Source organism: Agrobacterium tumefaciens, from assembly GCA_025559845.1.
In the GTDB taxonomy this organism is placed as follows: Bacteria; Pseudomonadota; Alphaproteobacteria; order Rhizobiales; family Rhizobiaceae; genus Agrobacterium.
Genome location: CP048469.1, coordinates 666289 through 683521, shown reverse-complemented (window position 1 = coordinate 683521; position 17233 = coordinate 666289). Strand labels below are relative to the sequence as shown.

Here is a 17233-nt window from a genome sequence, read left to right as displayed (position 1 = left end):
TTCTTGCTTTTTTTCTTGGATCACGCAAGTTCTTTCGACAGTCCAGGCAAAATCAGATCGGCCTTCAGACCGCCAATCGCGCTGCGCGACAAAGAGAAACGGCCATGATACTCCGACACCACTTCGCTGACGATGGAAAGACCGAGACCCGTTCCCGGTCGGCTTTCATCAAGGCGCCTGCCACGCTTCATCGCTTCGCTGATCTGTTCCGGCTCCAGTCCCGGCCCGTCATCCTCAACCGTCAGTTCGATCCAGGCTCGGCGGGCAATCTCCGGGTCTGACGACGGATGGGTACCTGCGGCGACCCGTACGATCACCTGATGCTTCGCGAAACGGGCCGCATTTTCCAGGAGGTTGCCGACGACTTCCTCGAGGTCCTGCTGCTCCATCGCCAGAACACTGCCCGGCACATCGAATACCAGGGAGAACTGCTTGTCGGGGTTCAGGCGGCGCATGACGCGCACCAGCCGCTCGAGTGCCGGTTCAGCCTCGGCACGGGCCAGTATCGAGCCGCGCTGGGCCGCGATACGGGCACGCGACAGATAGGACTGCACCTGCGCCTGCATGGCATCTGCCTGTGCCCGTACGAGATCACCATGCTGCGGTTCCAGCGTCCGCGCTTCGTTCAACAACACGGCAATCGGTGTTTTCAGCGAGTGCGCCAGATTACCCACCTGCATTCGGGCGCGCTCCACGATACGGCGGTTGCTGTCGATCAGCGCATTGACCTCATTTGCCAGCGGCTGGATTTCCCGTGGGAATTCGCCCTCGAGGCTTTCGGCTTCGCCGCCTCGAATCTTGCCAAGTGCAACACGGGCCTGATCAAGCGGGCGCAACGAATAGAGAATGGCAAGACCATTGACGACAAGACTGCCGACACCGAAAACCGCGAGCGCCAGATAGAGGCTGTTGGAAAAATCCCGAACATCGTCTTCGACGACGTTGAGGTTGCCGGAAACGCGGAAACGCGCAGCTCGCCCTTCACCGTCCAGTACCACTTCCGTTTCGGCGACCTGCACGCGATTGCCAGCTTCATCGGTCACGGCATAAAAACGCTCGTAGCGATTGTCGAAGGGTACATCGAGAATCCCCGGCACCGGCAGCGAGGCAACGCCGAGCGAGGACGAGACCAGCGGTGCGGTCTGGAAATTGCCAAGCGGCTCCACCACCCAGTACCAGCCGGTATCGGGCTGTGAAAATCTGAGATCACCGAGCTGCGGGCTGCCCGCAAGGGTATTCTCGTTTGAGATCGTGATCGAGTTGATCACGTTGTAGAGCTGGGCGCGCAAAAGATCCGTGAAGCTGCGCTCCACGCCCTGACGATAGAGCGTGGAAATCACCACCGCAATCACCACCAGCGCCAGCACCGACCAAAGTGAGGCGAGCAGAAGGACGCGGGCGGTGAGTGAGTTACTTCGCATCTGCGGGCGCTTGCATCCGATAACCGAGGCCACGGATCGTCTCGATCAGGTCGACGCCGAGCTTTTTACGCAGGCGGCCAACGAAAACCTCGATCGTGTTGGAATCGCGATCGAAATCCTGATCGTACATGTGTTCGACCAGTTCTGTCCGAGACACGACCTCACCCATGTGATGCATGAGATAGGAGAGCAGTCGGAATTCGTGCGATGTCAGTTTCAGCGTCGTTCCGTTGACTGTTGCCTTGGACGACTTCGTATCGAGCCGCACAGGGCCACAGACCAGTTCGGATGACGCATGACCGGCAGCACGGCGAATGAGAGCACGAACACGCGCCAGAACCTCTTCCACATGGAACGGCTTCGTCACGTAGTCATCGGCACCCGCATCAATGCCGGCCACCTTGTCGCTCCAGCGATCGCGCGCCGTGAGGATCAGGACAGGCATTGCCTTGCCGGCAGCGCGCCATTTCTCCACAACGGTGATACCATCCATCTGCGGCAGACCGATATCGAGCACGATGGCATCATAAGGCTCCGTGTCGCCGAGATAATGGCCTTCTTCGCCATCGAATGCCTGATCGACAACATAACCGGCTTCTTTCAAAGCATCGGTCAACTGGCGATTGAGGTTTGCATCGTCCTCGACAACGAGAATGCGCATGATCCGCCCTTTCCTGTCCGCCGCAGCCTGTTTTCGTGCTTCGGTCTTCTTGTATTGATAAGGGTTGTTTTCCGATATTTTGATGCCGCGAGCAAGGCTACATCGGAACGCGCATCGTAACCTTGCGCGGACGTTCGCCATTGCCCTGAACGAGTACCGTCACGACACAGGACTGACCGTCATTGGAGGGATAAACCGAAAGGAGCTGTCCGCCAGTTTCGCGGACCACGCGGGATACGGCCGCACTGCAATCGCTCGCAGCAAGAGTGTAACGGCCCTGCAGATCAGCCTCGGGCGCCGTGAAACCGGAGAGCCCGGCTGCAAGCGTCGCGATGATGAGAGGTGATGCCATTGCACAAACTTCCAAACAAGACAGGGTGCGTGTCAAATCGTATTGTGACTGAATATGTAGCGCAAAGCGTCTGAATGGCAAATGAATGCCAGCTTTTCCACCGGCAAGGCGGGGAAAAAGCGAGGGGTTACACACCTCCGCAAATCTGGCCGCAACGGCTGGAAGACAGCCGAAAAACGCTGCAAGAGCGCCGATCCATCCCGCTTTCGATCGTATTTCTGCATCGCCCGCCTTTAGAGGTCGCCCAACCGTGTCCGGCCAATGACACAATCTTCCACCTCAATGGACATCGTCGCGACCGGACTGACCCAAGATTGCCGATTCCAGGCCTTTTCTCATTGGTTTTCAGGCCTTTCAACGGCCAAGCCACGGCTCACCGTCGAAGCTGGTTCCTCCGCATGCGACGAAAGGAAAGAAGGCCCACAAAAATGTGATCCCATGAAGCGCGGAAATCTGTGCGTTGGCTGGGTCTCACCAAACGATTGAGACATTCGCACACCCTTAACTTGCAGGCTCGTCTGATTGTGGTTGTTGATGTCAGGGCGCGCTGCTACCAAAAGCTTCATTTCCGTTTCAGAATCAGCATCTGCATCCTGCCATGTCAGAACATGCAATTCCCGTGCGTCGCGTGCGACTTATCGCTGTGCTTGCCATCGGCCAGATCATTGGCTGGGGTGCGTGCTTTGAATCTCTTGCGTTGCTGGGCACACCCATCGGACGCGATCTCGGTCTTGCTAAGGAACTCGTCTTTGCCGGCTTGACGGTTATGATGGCGGTCAGCGCCTTTTGTGGCCCCGCACTTGGACGCGCTCTCACCCGGTACGGCGCCCGCCCCGTGCTTGTTACGGGATCGCTGCTGTTTCCTGTGGGTCTCGGCATCTTCGCCTGTTCGAATGGCTTTCTGAGCTATTGCCTTGCATGGACCGTGATGGGATTTGCCGGAGCATGCGGCCTTTCGACGTCGGCCAACACGGCGATGGTCGAACGCATCGGCGCCGGCGGCGGTCGGATGATCTCGCTGTTAATGATCTTCACCGGACTTTCCGCAACCATCTTTCTGCCGATCACCGCCTATGGCGAGCACCACTTCGGCTGGCGCGGCACGCTGGTGATCTTCGCCGGCCTGCAGCTCTTCGTCATGGTTCCGCTTTACATTTTCGCCTTGCCGGGGGAACGCCTGCCTGCGGCCTCTCCGCCATCCCAGACGACGACGCCTGCCGCTGCAACAACCGACGCACGGCAGCATGCCTTTTTGCTTCTGGCCGCAATGACGACAATCAGCGCCTTCACCAGCTTCGGACTGTCGCCTCTCGTGCCATCGCTGCTTTTGGCAATGGGAGCATCCTCTGCGCTTGCGTTGCAGCTTGCCTCGGCACGCGGGGTCTTCGCCATTTCCGCGCGCGGTCTCGATTTTCTGTTGGGAAAGCGCGGCAATCCCTTCTTCACCGGGATGGCCGGCAGCATCCTGTTCCTGGCCTCGCTGCTGCTACTGCTTGCCCTCGGTCCATCGACGGCGGCTTTCACTGTCTTTACAGTTCTCTTCGGCTTTGGTGGCGGAGTGGTCGCAGTGAGCCGGGCGGTGCTGCCGCTTGCGGTGTTTTCGCCGCAGGAATACGGCCTTCAAGCCGCAAGGATTTCACTACCGCAAAACCTGGCAATTGCCGCCGCACCACTTTTCTTCACGGCTGTGCTGGAGCGAGGTGGACCAACCCTGGCACTCACCGTGGCAAGCGCGTTGTTGTTTGTCTCGATCATGCTTCTCGCAGCTCTGTGGAAGACAGTCCGTAAATCGTCGCGTTGAGCAAAATCACGCGCGGCCACGAGCTGGTCAGCACGTTCAGACTTGAATAACCGTTTTGATCTATTATCTGGGCAATGGCGCGGACAGCCCGCGCCAGCCAGAGCGACTGAGTGCAAAAAATTCTGAATCGCTGGAATCACTTGGAGGCAACGCCTCACAAAACGATTCCGCATCTTCAGAAACCGATTCAGGTCCGGTCGTTCAGCGGATTGGCTGCTTGACTGCGGTGTCGCTGTTGAAATCGGCTGCGACGCGAGTGTCGCGCAAAGGCTTTACCGTCCGCGTCGAAAGATCATAAGCGGGATCTGCCTTGTAAGCGGCGAGTGCCTCCTCGCTCTCGAACTCCCCGTAGACGATGAAGTCGACCGAGTTTCCCCACTGGTCCTTCTTGACGTTCTCACCGATTTCCAACTTCAGCGCATGCGGTATGGCAGTGAGGCCCGACAGCCCCTTGCGCACGGCGTCGCGGTTTTCCTCAGGAACGGTGAAAAAGACGATATGGCGGATCACGGTGTCACCTGTCATGCAAAATTCAAACGCGGCCATTCGGGCCATGGAGACGGGTTATCATCTGGTTCGCGCGGGTTCAATGCATAGCCTGCATGTGGTCCTGACGAAGAATCGGGCAAACCGAATCCCATTTCCAACCCCTGAAAATCGCCAGTATCGTAACACCCCGTTTTTCCACATGATCGTTGTCAGGACTAAATCGATTTGAAAAAATCTTAATCGATTTTAATCCTCAGATCGAAGTTTCGGGGTAAAAAATTCCTTGAATAACGGAACCTTAGCGCGCTATCTCGATTTATCGCGCAATTCTGCAGCGTTAACCCATTAGGAGGAATGCCACCATGACAGCGACAGTCCCCCAGACAGTTTACGACCGTCTTGAAAACGAATGGCGCCAAATGCGCGAGACCGGCTCTCAGCAAAAACCTGCCCAGACGCCGAAGAAATAAAGACAGTCCAGGCTTCCAGAAAAGTCTTGTTTTGACACCATCCCCGACAGGCCTGTCGGGGAAAAGATCATCAAAATGATCGCGTTTATTATACCGCTGCACGTGGCTCTGATTTATCATTCGCTCACCGCAATGCTCCCCCCAAAAAAGACTACGCCACCGCTAGAAACAGCGACTTTTTTGATCCCCGTTGTTACATGGCTTCCTGTTTCCACGTGTTAGCCCAATCGTGTGGAACCCAAGCAACCAGAGCTGAAAATCCAATATAGGATTATTTTCCTTTTTTGTGAATTTTATCTCGCAAGGGCGTTTGCACAGGCGTGTGAGGCATACTACACTCCCGGATGATGGTGCGGCGACAAGGGGAAATAATATCCATGAAACAATGGATTGCACGGTTGTTTGCAGGTCTGTCAGCAACCGGGATCGTGATCGGCACTGTGCTGTTCTGCGCATCACTCACCCCTTCTCTCCTGCCGCGAAGCTGGATGATGCAAGGCGTGTTGTGCGGTTTCTCCTTTGCGATCGGCTACCTCATCGGCGTATGCCTGCATGCTGTCTGGGCCTATCTGGAACTGCCGGAACCTTCACGCGGTAACAAACGCTGCATAAACTTTCTACTGTTTCTGGCGGGGCTTATCATGGCCTGCGCCTTCCTATGGCAGGCGGCAAATTGGCAAAACTCCATTCGTGTGCTGATGGAGCTTGATCCGCTACCAAGCGCACACCCCACCAAAACAGGTCTGATTGCTCTTGCTGTCGCAACCGTCCTCATCCTCCTGGGGCGGCTTTTTCAACTGGTGCGACGCTTCTTTGCGTCGCGCAGCCGTCACTTCCTGCCGCAACGCCTCGCCAATGTCATCGGTATTACCGTTGCGGTGGTTCTGTCATGGATGCTTCTGAATGGTCTGATTTTCGATATCGGCCTGCGTTTCGCGGATTCCTCGCTCAAACAGGTGGATTCGTTGATCGAACCGGACGTGCCGCGCCCCGAGGACCCGAACAAAACAGGCAGCAGCGCTTCGCGAATGACATGGGAATCGCTTGGCCGACGCGGACGTGAATTCGTCGCTAGTGGGCCTGATGCCGGCAATATTTCCGGCTTTACCGGGCGCGGCGCCAAGGAACCGTTACGCGTTTATGCCGGCCTCAACTCAGCAGAAACACCCGAGGCGAGAGCGGCCCTGGCGCTGGAAGAGCTGAAACGGGTCGGCGGCTTCGAACGAAAGGTCCTGCTCATCGTCATCCCGACCGGCACAGGGTGGATCGATCCGGAAGGGCTCGACACTGTCGAATATCTGCACGATGGCGACATCGCCAGCGTTGCCGTACAATACTCTTATCTGTCGAGTTGGATCGCGCTTCTGACAGAACCGAACTACGGCGTTGAAACCGCCCGCGCACTGTTTCAGGCCGTTTATGGGTACTGGACAACGTTACCGAAAGAGACGCGTCCGAAACTTTACCTGCATGGTCTGAGCCTCGGTTCGCTCAATTCTCAGAAATCCTCTGATCTTTACGATGTGCTCTCAGATCCCTTCCAGGGTGCGCTTTGGAGTGGTCCACCCTTCTCCAGTCCCACTTGGCGCATGGCAACCAATGGCAGGGTCGCAGGCTCACCGGAATGGCTGCCACGGTTCCGAGATTCGTCCGTCATCCGCTTCGCCAATCAGTATACGAATGCGCACATGCCCGACGCAGCGTGGGGGCCGATGCGGATCGTTTACCTGCAATATGCAAGCGACCCCATCACCTTTTTCGAGGCTTCGTCTCTCTATCGCCGTCCGGAATGGATGGTCCACCACGGTCCGGATGTTTCCTCTTCCTTCCGTTGGTTCCCTGTCGTGACGCTGCTGCAACTCGGGCTCGATGTCGCCTCCGCCACCACGGCACCCATGGGTTACGGACATGTCTATGCGCCGGAGCATTATATCGACGCCTGGATGGAAGTGACGCAACCAGCGGGGTGGAACGCGGACGATATCCAGCGGCTCAAAATGTTCTTCAAGGCCCGTCGCGGCTCGACTGATCCGACCTAGGCGGCGGTGGAGGCCGCGACGGGTTTTACGCCCTTCAGCCTTTCAACGCGTCCAAGTGATCGGCCACATAGATTTCCAGAGAACGCGGTGCCTTGCCCGTTAGCGTTTGCACGTCGCCGGTCACCGCTGACGTCCAGCCTTCACGCACCGGGTAAAAGATCGACGCAAGGAAAGCCGCGTAATCCTGCGGCACGCCTGCACCTGTCAGGATGCCGATAAAGGCTTCATCCGAAACGGCATTGTAGGCAACCGGCCTGCCGATTGCCTTTTCGATGATTGCTGCAGCATCGGCATAACCCAGCGCCTCCGGGCCAGTCAGATTGAATGCCTTGCCATCGAAGGCTGTCGAGGTCAGCGCTGCGGCGGCACTGTCGGCGATATCGCGGACATCGATAAAGCTCGACTTTCCATCGCCGGCAGGAACAGCAATCTGCCCGTGATCGATGCCTGCCTTCCAGAAGGTATGAAAATTGTCAGCAAACCAGTTGGGACGAAGAATGACGTGGGAAACCCCGGAGGCGATGATTTTCAGTTCAACCTGGCGGTACGGGATGGAATCGTCGGCATCGACACCGAAGACACTCATGAAAACGATCTTGATCTTGCGGCGGATCGCCTCGTCGACGACAGGCGACAATGCGCCAAGAACATCGACATGGCCGGTTGAAAGCAAGAGATAAAGCCTGTCAACGCCATCAAAGGCAGCCGCGAAGGTTGAGGTGTCAGCGTAATCGAAGCGAACGCCCTCTGCCCCTTCCACAGCCTTGCCGCTGCGTGACGCAGCCTTGACGCTTTCGCCCTTGTTCACCAGCGCTTTCACCAGAGGAGTCCCGACCGTTCCGGTCGCACCGAGCACGAGTATCTTGCCTGTCATTCCAAATCTCCTTAGTATCTTATGGAAACCATGTTTCCAGAAAACACATACTGCGGATTGGAAATCGCTAAAAGAGAGCACTTTTCGGTTATCTGGTAACCTGCAGGAAACCCGGCAGTCACAATTGTCAGGGAGAAAGGGACACGATGAACTACCCCTATGACGTATATGAAGACCGCTGCCCAACACGCATGGTGCTGGACAGGCTTGCAGACAAATGGGCACTTCTCATCCTCGACCGTCTGCGGGTGGAGGCCGTGCGCTTCAATCTGCTGCGGCGTGAAATCAAAGGCATTTCCCAGAAGGTCCTGTCTCAAACCTTGAAGAAGCTTGAGCGCGACGGTCTGATCGTGCGGCAGGCTTTTCCAACAGTTCCGGTAACCGTCGAATATTCGCTGACGCCCCTTGGACGCACGCTGACCGATACGGTCGCCGCCCTTGCGCATTGGGCAGAGGGCAATATCGAAGCTGTGATGGCGGCCCAAAAAGCCTATGATGCCGCCAATGAGCGTGCGTCAGCGTGAAATCCGCGTCGAGAGGATAATCGACGACAATGTACGCTCCACGCCCTCAAGGGCACCGATCCGATCGATCAGTTGATCGAGATCGGCGATGGATGGCGCGGCCAGAATGGCGATGAGGTCAAAACTTCCGCCGACCGAATGCAGTGTCGTGACCTCCCGGATTGCCGAAAGCGAGGCGGTGACGGCCGGCAAGGCCTTGGGTGCAATGGTAATCAGCACGTGGGCGCGAACCAGTCCGGACAGATAGCTTTCCGAAAACCTCAGACCATATCCGGCGATCACGCCTTCCGTCTCCAACCGCTCTATCCGGGCCTGCACAGTCGTGCGTGAAAGGCCAAGTTTGCGCGCCAATTCGGCAACCGGCATGCGGGCATTCTCGGACAAAAGCGCCAGAAGCGCGCGGTCCTTGTCTGTGATTGTCATTATGACCAATCCTATCGTCAATCCGATCAATATTACCCTGCAATTATGGCAGAGTGAAGCTACGAATCGACGGCAAAATCCGACATTTTTGGATCTCATATGCATTCAAACTGCGGGGAACAAACCTATGAAAAATATCGTCATTGTCGGTGCGGGCAATATCGGATCGGCCATCGCCTGGATGCTTGCCGTAACCGGCGACTACAAGATCACAGTGGCGGACCGCTCTGCCGAACAGCTCGCCAATGTTCCGACGCATGACAACGTCGAAACCGAAATCGTCGACATTACCGACCGTGCTCCACTCGAGGCGCTGCTCAAAGGCCGTTTTGCCGTTCTTTCTGCCGCACCGTTCCATCTAACCGCAGGCATCGCCGAGGCCGCGGTTGCAGTCGGAACACATTATCTGGATCTGACCGAAGACGTTGAATCCACCCGCAAGGTCAAGGCTCTGGCCGAAACAGCCGAAACGGCCCTCATTCCGCAGTGTGGTCTTGCACCCGGTTTCATCTCCATCGCCGCAGCAGATATCGCGTCGCGCTTCGACAAGCTGGACAGCGTGCGCATGCGCGTCGGCGCACTTCCGCAATATCCGTCCAATGCCTTGAACTACAACCTGACCTGGAGCACGGACGGCCTTATCAACGAATATATCGAGCCATGCGAAGCGATTGTCGAAGGCCGCCTCACCGCTGTCCCCGCACTTGAGGAACGCGAAGAGTTCTCGCTCGACGGCGTGACGTACGAGGCGTTCAATACCTCCGGTGGGCTAGGCACGCTATGCGCCACGCTGGAGGGCAAGGTGCGCACCATGAATTACCGCACCATCCGTTACCCCGGCCATGTTGCAATCATGAAAGCGCTGCTCAATGATCTCAACCTGCGCAATCGCCGCGACGTGTTGAAGGACCTGTTTGAAAACGCATTGCCCGCCACGATGCAGGACGTTGTGATCGTGTTCGTTACCGTCTGCGGCACGCAGAAAGGACGCTTTCTGCAGGAGACCTACGCCAACAAGGTCTATGCAGGCCCAGTGTCCGGCCGCATGATGAGCGCAATCCAGATCACCACGGCCGCCGGAATCTGCACGGTTCTCGATCTTCTCGCCGAAGGCGCGCTCCCCCAGAAGGGCTTCGTCCGGCAGGAAGAAATCGCTCTGCCCAAATTCCTGGCGAACCGCTTCGGCCATTATTACGGATCGCATGAGCCGCTTGCCAAGGTTGGCTAAGGGAAGACTTAACGTCGTCGACCCCAATTTTAGCGTCGCACTGAACGCGATACGGTAAGGTCGATAAGCACGAAAACTCTCTTCGCCGCGCAGACGCGCGGCGACTGAGGTTTTGCGTCACGTCCCGCAGAACGTCCGGGACACACGCTCATGATTCATCGGCGCCTGCATGTAGACTGCGAACTCATCGCGTTCCTCGAACGGTTTGGCGATTGCCGCCAGCATGTCGTGGAATGGTTCAAAGTCGCCGTCTTCGACTGCTGCTGCGATCAGTTCTTCGATGCGGTGGTTGCGGGGAATGATTGCCGGATTGATCGACAGCATCGCTGTCTTTCGTTGGGCTGCAGACACGCCGTCCCGTTCGGCTCTGGTACGCCAACGCGCCAACCATGCGTCCGCCGCAGCAAGATCGATGAACAAGCCGCGAAATGCTTCCGCATCGCCATCTGCTGCATGAGACAGTCGCCGGAACGTCAATGTGAAGTCAGCCTCCGAAGCTTGCATCATTGCCAGAAGAGCCTGAACGAGCGCCGTGTCGTCGTCCTCTTCCGTCACCAGTCCAAGTTTCTGACGCATGCCGGAAAGCCAGCGTCCAGGAAAATTCCCGGCAAATTCCGCAAGAACGGCATTAGCCAGTTCCGCTGCCTTTTCCGCCTCGGGATCAAGCAGCGGAAGCAGGCATTCTGCCAAGCGGGCGATGTTCCACTGGGCGATGCCCGGCTGGTTGTTATAGGCATAGCGGCCTTGGGCATCGATTGAGGAGAACACTTTGTTGGGGTGGTATTCATCAAGGAAAGCGCAGGGGCCGAAATCGATCGTTTCGCCTGAAACGGCCATGTTGTCTGTATTCATCACGCCATGGATGAAGCCCACCATCAACCAACGTGCCACAAGATCGAGTTGCCGTGCCGCGATCGCCTGCAGAAGCGCGAGATAGGGATTATCAGCCTGCGTCGCGTCTGGATAATGGCGATCGATGACGTAATCGGCCAGCGCCTTGATGCCATCATCGTCTTCACGCGCCGCAAAGAACTGAAACGTACCGACACGGATGTGGCTGGCCGCAACACGGGTGAAGACGCCACCCGGCAGCCCGATCTCACGCTGCACGCGCTCTCCGCTCAACACGGCGGCAAGTGCCCGCGTGGCAGGAATGCCAAGCGCATACATGGCCTCAGAGACGATATATTCACGCAGCACCGGACCGAGTGCTGCACGCCCATCTCCGCGTCGCGAGAAGGGCGTGGGGCCAGACCCTTTCAACTGGATGTCGCGCCGTTTGCCGTTCCTGTCGATGACCTCTCCGAGCAGGATCGCCCGTCCGTCGCCAAGCTGCGGAACAAACCCGCCAAACTGATGCCCCGCATAGGCCATAGCCAGAGGTTCAGCGCCTTGCGGTACCGTATTGCCGGAAAAGATTGCAGCGAGTCTGTCATCAGCAAGGCCGGAAATATCCAACCCCAATTCATCGGCAAGGGGATGATTGAAGGCGATAAGTTGCGGCGCCTTGACCGGGGTCGGCAGCACAGCAGCGCTAAAACGCTCTGGAAGACGGGCGTAGGAATTGTCGAATTTCATCATGGATGCGCTCCTGCTTTGCGGCTCAAACCGCCAAACCGTTCAACGCGTTAGCGCGACAGCTTTTCCGGCATATCATCGCTGCAAAACCATAGACGATTTTGCGCGACATGCTTTTCTCCTTCGCATGTCCGTACCACAAAACCGCGAAACACTTTTGCGCGACATGCCTTATATGGCGTGTCGCACCCCTGGTTGCGAGATCAAAATCGCACCCGGTTTGTTTCAGGCCGATTTCAGAATGCCTTCGCCGATCGTCTTGTTCAGTTCGGGCATCTCCGAAAACAGCGCCTGCAGTTTTTCAGCGCGCAGCGGCTTTGCCATCAGGAAGCCCTGAACCTCACTGCAATGGTCTGCCGTCAGCACCGCAAGCTGTTCATTGGTTTCAACGCCCTCTGCCGTGACCGACAGACCAAGCGCCTGTCCGAGCCCGAGGATCGCCTGGACAATGGAGCGAGCGCTGCCATCGGCTTCAAGATCCGTGATGAAACTGCGGTCGATCTTGATGACGTCAAACGGGAAGTTGCGCAGATAGGAGAGCGACGAATACCCCGTACCAAAATCGTCCATGGCGAGTTTGACGCCCAGAGCCTTGAGGCTCTTCAAGACGGCTACCGCACGATCTGCATCTTCAAGCAACACGCCCTCGGTAATTTCCAGTTCGAGGAGATCCGCTGGCAGGGCGGTTTCGGCAAGGCAGTCCCTCACCTTCTGCACGAATTGCGGATCGCGGAACTGTGCCGGCGAGACATTGACCGAGACGCCAATACCGTCCCAACTCATCGCCGTGGTGCAGGCAGCGCGCAAGATCCAGTCTCCCAGAGGCACGATCATGCCGTTGCGCTCCGCAAGCGGAATAAAATCGGCCGGAGGAATGCGTCCACGTTCAGGATGTGCCCAGCGCACCAATGCCTCTGCACTGCGCACGCAGCGCTCGCGCGTATCGAAACGCGGCTGGAACTCCAGATAAAAATCGCCGGCAGCGAGGCTGTGGCGCATATCTTCGGCAAGCCGTCTCTGGCTGACGATCCTGTCGTTCATCTCCATCGAGAAGAAGCTGTAGACACCACGGCCATTCTGCTTGGAGCGATAGAGCGCGGCATCGGCGGCGCGCAAAAGATCGTCCGGTGTCTCCCCATCTGTCGGCGCAACGGCAATACCGATTGACATGCCAATGCTGATTTCACCGCTCTCATAAGGAATGGGTTTTGTCACCGTCTCGATCAGTCGGCGGCAGAATGCCTCTATGTTTTCGACCGCCATACCCGGCGCAACGATGACAAATTCATCGCCACCGACGCGTGCCACCATTTGATCTTCATCGATCATGCGCCGCATGCGGTCCGCCACTTCGCCGAGAACGCGGTCGCCAACATGGTGGCCATAGGTGTCGTTGACCGGCTTGAAGCGATCGAGATCGATGTAGAAGACAGTCAAAGCCGCTCCCGGTCCGGCAAGCGAGGCATCCATGAACGAGGCCAGCTTAACGCGGTTGGGAAGCGACGTCGCGGCATCGTGGTGTGCCTGACGACGTGCGTCCTCGAAGGCTTCGGCCAGCGCCACATTCGAGCTGACGTCTGTCGCGTATTTGATGACACTGACCGGCTTGCCATTCAGGTCGAGGACCGGATTGTAGGAGGCTTGTATCCAGACCTCGCGGCCGCTCTTGGCGAGACGCTTGTACAATCCGCTATGATATTTGCCGCTTCTGAGCATCTCCCAGAACGTTACATATTCATCGCTGACGTAGAAATCCCGCTCGACAAACATCGAGTGATGGGCTCCCTTCAATTCATCGATACCGTATCCGAAGAGGTCGAGAAAATTCTCGTTGGCGTCAGACAGAACGCCATCAAGTCCGAAGACGGCAACGGCCTGCGACTTGTTGATGGCTTCGATCTGGCCGCGATATCCGGCCTGCATGAGTTTGTCGGCGGTGACATCGATTGCGTATTTCACGACCTTGAAGGGTCTGCCGTTCATGTCGAAGATCGGGCTGTATGTCGCCTGCAGCCAGATTTCGCTGCCGTCCTTGCAGACGCGTCGGTATTCGCCGGCCTGGTGGCACCCTGCGGCCAGATCGCGCCAGAAGGCCTGGTATTCTTCCGAAACGGCATCGGTTTCCGAAACGAACATGCGGTGATGGCGCCCCATGACGTCGGCATAACGGTAGCCGGTCGCATCGAGGAAGTTTTCGTTGACGTCGAGGATCGTCCCGTCCAGCGCGAAGGAGATGACGCATTGCGCCTTGTGAATGGCAGCGATCTGGCCCTGGCACTCCGCCTCGATCAACTTCTCGTCGGTCACGACGGAGGCGTATTTCACCACCTTCACCGGCTTGCCGTCGGCATCGAAGATCGGATTGTAGGTGGCATGCAGCCACACTTCGCGGCCATTCTTTCCGAACCGCTTGTAATGACCCATGCGATGCTTGCCCTGCCGCAACTCACGCCAGAAAGTCTGGTATTCGCTGCCGTGAGCGTAAGCCGGATCGACAAACATGCGGTGATGGCGGCCCTCGATCTCGGCAAGATCGTAGCCGGTCGCTTCAAGGAAGAGATCATTGGCGTCGAGAATTGCACCGAACATATCGAACGTAATGACGAGGTTGGACTTGTGAATGGCAGTGATCTGCCATTGATAGTCTGCCTGCCGCATCTTCGCTTCGGTGATGTCGGTGGCGTATTTCACCACCTTCAACGGGCGCCCGGCGGCATCGAGAATGGGGCTATAAACGGCTTGGAGCCATACCTCCCGACCATCCTGGCGGATACGGCGATATTCGCCTGAGCGGTGTTCGCCCTGCCCCAGCCCAGCCCAGAAGGCGCGATAAGCCTCGCTTGCGCGTTCATCGTTATCCACCAGCACGGAATGATGTTTACCGACAAGCGTATCATGGTCGTAGCCGACGGCATTCAGGAAAAGCTCGTTTGCTTCAAGCACATGACCGTCCAGCGAGAAATGCACGACGGCCTGTGTGCGGTTGATGGCCATGAGCTGACCGCGCGCATCCGCTTCGCGCGCTTCGCGCTCGGTGATGTCCTCGATGACCTGTACGACCTCGGTGATCGTTCCTTCTTCATCCGCCAGCGGCATGTAGCGGCAATTCAACCATAGTTCCTTGCCGGATTTGCTGACCCACAAAGCCGTCTGCTGTTGTGGCTTGCCCTTGCGCACATTTCGCCAGAGCGCGAGCTGCTGGCTTCGCTCATAGCTCTTGGAGACAAAAAACGTATCTTCCTGACCAAGAAGTTCTTGAAGATCATAGCCAAGTAGTCGCAAGAATTGGTGGTTGGCGCCAACGATGCGCCCTTGTCCGTCGAAGCGAAGCGTTGCGAAAAGCTGATTGAATGCCCTCAGCTCCGCCGAAACGGCAGAACCATGAGTTTCAGGGTAGGTTGAGGACATCCACGCTTATCCGTCAAAAAAGTTATGCAGAATGACTATTCCAGCCGTCTTCTGAATAGAGGGAAACTCCTAACAAACACAAAACCAGGTTGCACAACTCAGTGAACTTTTACCGCGAACCTTCGTTTTGACTGTGCTGACAATCCAAGTCAGCAATTGACGTCCGCTACCACGCGTTGTGCCTCATTCCTGACAGACGGGGTGATACATTGGGCGGGACCATGAGAAGGAAAGGAAGAGGAATGACCTTCGTTGAAGCCGTGCTGGCAGAACCGGAAAGCGCCATCCGCACCATCCACACCGATCTTCCCGTCAACACGACCTTTCATATCTGGCTGAAGGCGAAAAAAACGGCGGAGCCAGGCTCTGTTTCGTTTTCCAATGCCAACGGAAAATTCGCCGAAGTTTCAAGTATCAATACTGAAGAATTCAGTTTTCGAATCTACCAGATCTTTGGCGGCGGGCATGTGGAGCTGAGTTACGACACCGTGACAACAGCCGTTTCTGTCATCTACTGGTTCACAGCCTCGGACGTTCTGGAAACCGGCATCACCGTTGTCCACACCAAGCCGGACAACGCCCCACCCGAACTGCCGCAAAGTTATCACTTCCGTCCGCCATTCGGCTGGATGAATGATCCGAATGGTTTCGGGCGGTTCGAGGGACGCCCGCATCTGTTCTATCAGCACTATTCCCACGGGCTGCGCTGGAACACCATGCATTGGGGGCACGCGGTCTCGTCCGATTATCTGCGCTGGCGACATCTGCCGATTTTCCTCTTTCCGTCCGAAGATCTGACAACGCGTCCGGACAAACGTGGCGGCGCCTATTCCGGCTCGACCATCCCTCTGGTCGAAGGACCCGGCATCAGGGTATTCTTTACCGAGCAGGTGCAGGACCGCGTTCCGGAACAACAGATCCAGCTCACAGCAACCTCTTCCGATCTCATCATGGCTGGACAGGCTGACGTCGTTCTTGGACTGCGCCCGGATGGACAGGGACTGACACCGGACTTTCGCGACCCCTACGTCGTCCGTGGACCGGATGGCTTGTGGAAGATGCTGCTGGGAAGCCAGAGCGACAGCGGTGGCGTCATTCTGCTTTACGAGACCCAGGACCCGACGGCGTCATCCGGCTGGACCTACGTGGGCAAGCTTTGGGTCGAAACACGCTACAAGACGACCGCCATCGAATGCCCCTGCCTGCTGCCGCTCGATGGACCGGCGAACGCGCGTACAACGCGATGGGTGCTGATCTATGGGCTGATGCATTCCGAAGATCCGCAGACCGGCCGCAAGAACCTGACCATGGCAGATGTCGGCTGGTTCGACGGCAAGACCTTTACGAAGGAAACAGGACAGGAACTGGATTTTGGCACCGACAATTACGCGTTCCAGGCGTTTCTGGATGGTGACAACATCGTGGGGATCGGCTGGCTTGCCAATTGGGCCGATGCCAATCCGGAAATCGATTTTCCGACCTCGATGACCTTGCCTCGCCGATTGCATTATGCCCATGGCGAACTTCTAACGCCCCCGATCGGTGCAGCCGAAAGCCTGCGCAGCCACATTCTCGACCGTACCCGGCTGGCGTCCGGCGAACGCGTCACCTTCCTCAATGGCGCCGTCGAAATCCTTTTCGAGCTGACTTCACCCGGCCAGCCTTTCGAACTGCAACTCGATCACCCGACAGTGCGCCTTGGCGTCGTCTCGGATGAAAGCGGCTTGTGGATACGACATGAAGATGGGCGTGACGGCCCCTCGCCGCTCTATATCGCCAAAGGGGCGCGGGCGTCACGCGTGCGCATCTTCCTCGACTACGGTTCGCTGGAGGTTTTCGTGAACCGTGGGCGTTATGTAGGCACGAAGCGGATCGAGGGTTTCGAGCCCGTCCGCTCGGCTATCCTGAAGGCCGAGCCCGGTACGATCGATCATGCGACGTGCTGGGCGCTGAAACTCTAGTCTT

13 protein-coding genes are annotated in these 17233 nt (G+C 57.2%); 5 read left to right on the top strand and 8 right to left on the bottom strand.

The genetic code is table 11. The features are described from left to right. Window positions 1-20: 20 nt before the first annotated feature. From FY156_03330 to FY156_03320, 3 genes are all read right to left on the bottom strand, one after another. Entirely contained in the window at window positions 21-1421 is a 1401-nt protein-coding gene (locus tag FY156_03330; protein ID UXS00587.1) for a HAMP domain-containing histidine kinase, read from the bottom strand. After that, window positions 1411-2082, bottom strand: a complete 672-nt coding sequence (locus tag FY156_03325; GenBank protein ID UXS00586.1) for a response regulator transcription factor — start codon at window positions 2080-2082, stop codon at window positions 1411-1413. Before FY156_03325 ends, FY156_03330 begins: the two co-directional genes overlap by 11 nt. Before the next feature lie 97 nt (window positions 2083-2179). Then, the gene (locus FY156_03320) at window positions 2180-2434 is read right to left on the bottom strand and encodes a hypothetical protein (GenBank protein UXS00585.1); all 255 of its coding nucleotides are present in this window, start codon (window positions 2432-2434) and stop codon (window positions 2180-2182) included. A gap of 598 nt (window positions 2435-3032) precedes the next feature. Here FY156_03320 and FY156_03315 point away from each other — a divergent pair. Then, a complete protein-coding gene (locus tag FY156_03315; protein UXS00584.1) occupies window positions 3033-4235 on the top strand; it encodes an MFS transporter in 1203 nt (400 codons plus the stop codon). A gap of 201 nt (window positions 4236-4436) precedes the next feature. Here FY156_03315 and FY156_03310 read toward each other — a convergent pair whose 3' ends face one another. Beyond that, a complete protein-coding gene (locus FY156_03310; GenBank protein ID UXS00583.1) occupies window positions 4437-4760 on the bottom strand; it encodes a Dabb family protein in 324 nt (107 codons plus the stop codon). An 832-nt stretch (window positions 4761-5592) separates the two neighbouring features. Between FY156_03310 and FY156_03305 the strand changes: the two genes are divergently transcribed. Then, window positions 5593-7233 (top strand): hypothetical protein, encoded by a 1641-nt coding sequence (locus tag FY156_03305; GenBank protein UXS03008.1) that lies wholly within the window; start codon window positions 5593-5595, stop codon window positions 7231-7233. Between the two features lie 34 nt (window positions 7234-7267). Here the strand turns inward: FY156_03305 and FY156_03300 are convergent, their stop codons facing one another. Then, a complete protein-coding gene (locus FY156_03300; protein UXS00582.1) occupies window positions 7268-8107 on the bottom strand; it encodes an SDR family oxidoreductase in 840 nt (279 codons plus the stop codon). Between the two features lie 146 nt (window positions 8108-8253). On the opposite strand from FY156_03300, the gene FY156_03295 reads away from it, so the two are divergent. After that, window positions 8254-8631, top strand: a complete 378-nt coding sequence (locus FY156_03295; protein ID UXS00581.1) for a helix-turn-helix transcriptional regulator — start codon at window positions 8254-8256, stop codon at window positions 8629-8631. Here the strand turns inward: FY156_03295 and FY156_03290 are convergent. Beyond that, window positions 8623-9054 carry an Lrp/AsnC family transcriptional regulator gene (locus FY156_03290; protein ID UXS00580.1) on the bottom strand — a complete coding sequence of 144 codons (432 nt, stop codon included), beginning with the start codon at window positions 9052-9054 and terminating at the stop codon, window positions 8623-8625. The two genes, FY156_03295 and FY156_03290, sit on opposite strands and share 9 nt — an antisense overlap. 127 nt (window positions 9055-9181) lie before the next feature. Between FY156_03290 and FY156_03285 the strand changes: the two genes are divergently transcribed. Then, the gene (locus FY156_03285; GenBank protein UXS00579.1) at window positions 9182-10282 is read left to right on the top strand and encodes a saccharopine dehydrogenase family protein; all 1101 of its coding nucleotides are present in this window, start codon (window positions 9182-9184) and stop codon (window positions 10280-10282) included. Between the two features lie 117 nt (window positions 10283-10399). Here FY156_03285 and FY156_03280 read toward each other — a convergent pair whose 3' ends face one another. Together FY156_03280 and FY156_03275 are read right to left on the bottom strand one after the other, a co-directional pair. After that, window positions 10400-11860 carry a YdiU family protein gene (locus FY156_03280; GenBank protein ID UXS03007.1) on the bottom strand — a complete coding sequence of 487 codons (1461 nt, stop codon included), beginning with the start codon at window positions 11858-11860 and terminating at the stop codon, window positions 10400-10402. Between the two features lie 225 nt (window positions 11861-12085). After that, on the bottom strand, window positions 12086-15268 hold the full coding sequence (locus tag FY156_03275) for a PAS domain S-box protein (protein UXS00578.1): 3183 nt from the start codon (window positions 15266-15268) through the stop codon (window positions 12086-12088). A 242-nt stretch (window positions 15269-15510) separates the two neighbouring features. Between FY156_03275 and FY156_03270 the strand changes: the two genes are divergently transcribed. Continuing rightward, window positions 15511-17229, top strand: coding sequence for a glycoside hydrolase family 32 protein (locus FY156_03270; protein UXS00577.1), 1719 nt, complete (start codon window positions 15511-15513; stop codon window positions 17227-17229). The last annotated feature ends 4 nt before the right edge of the window (window positions 17230-17233 follow it).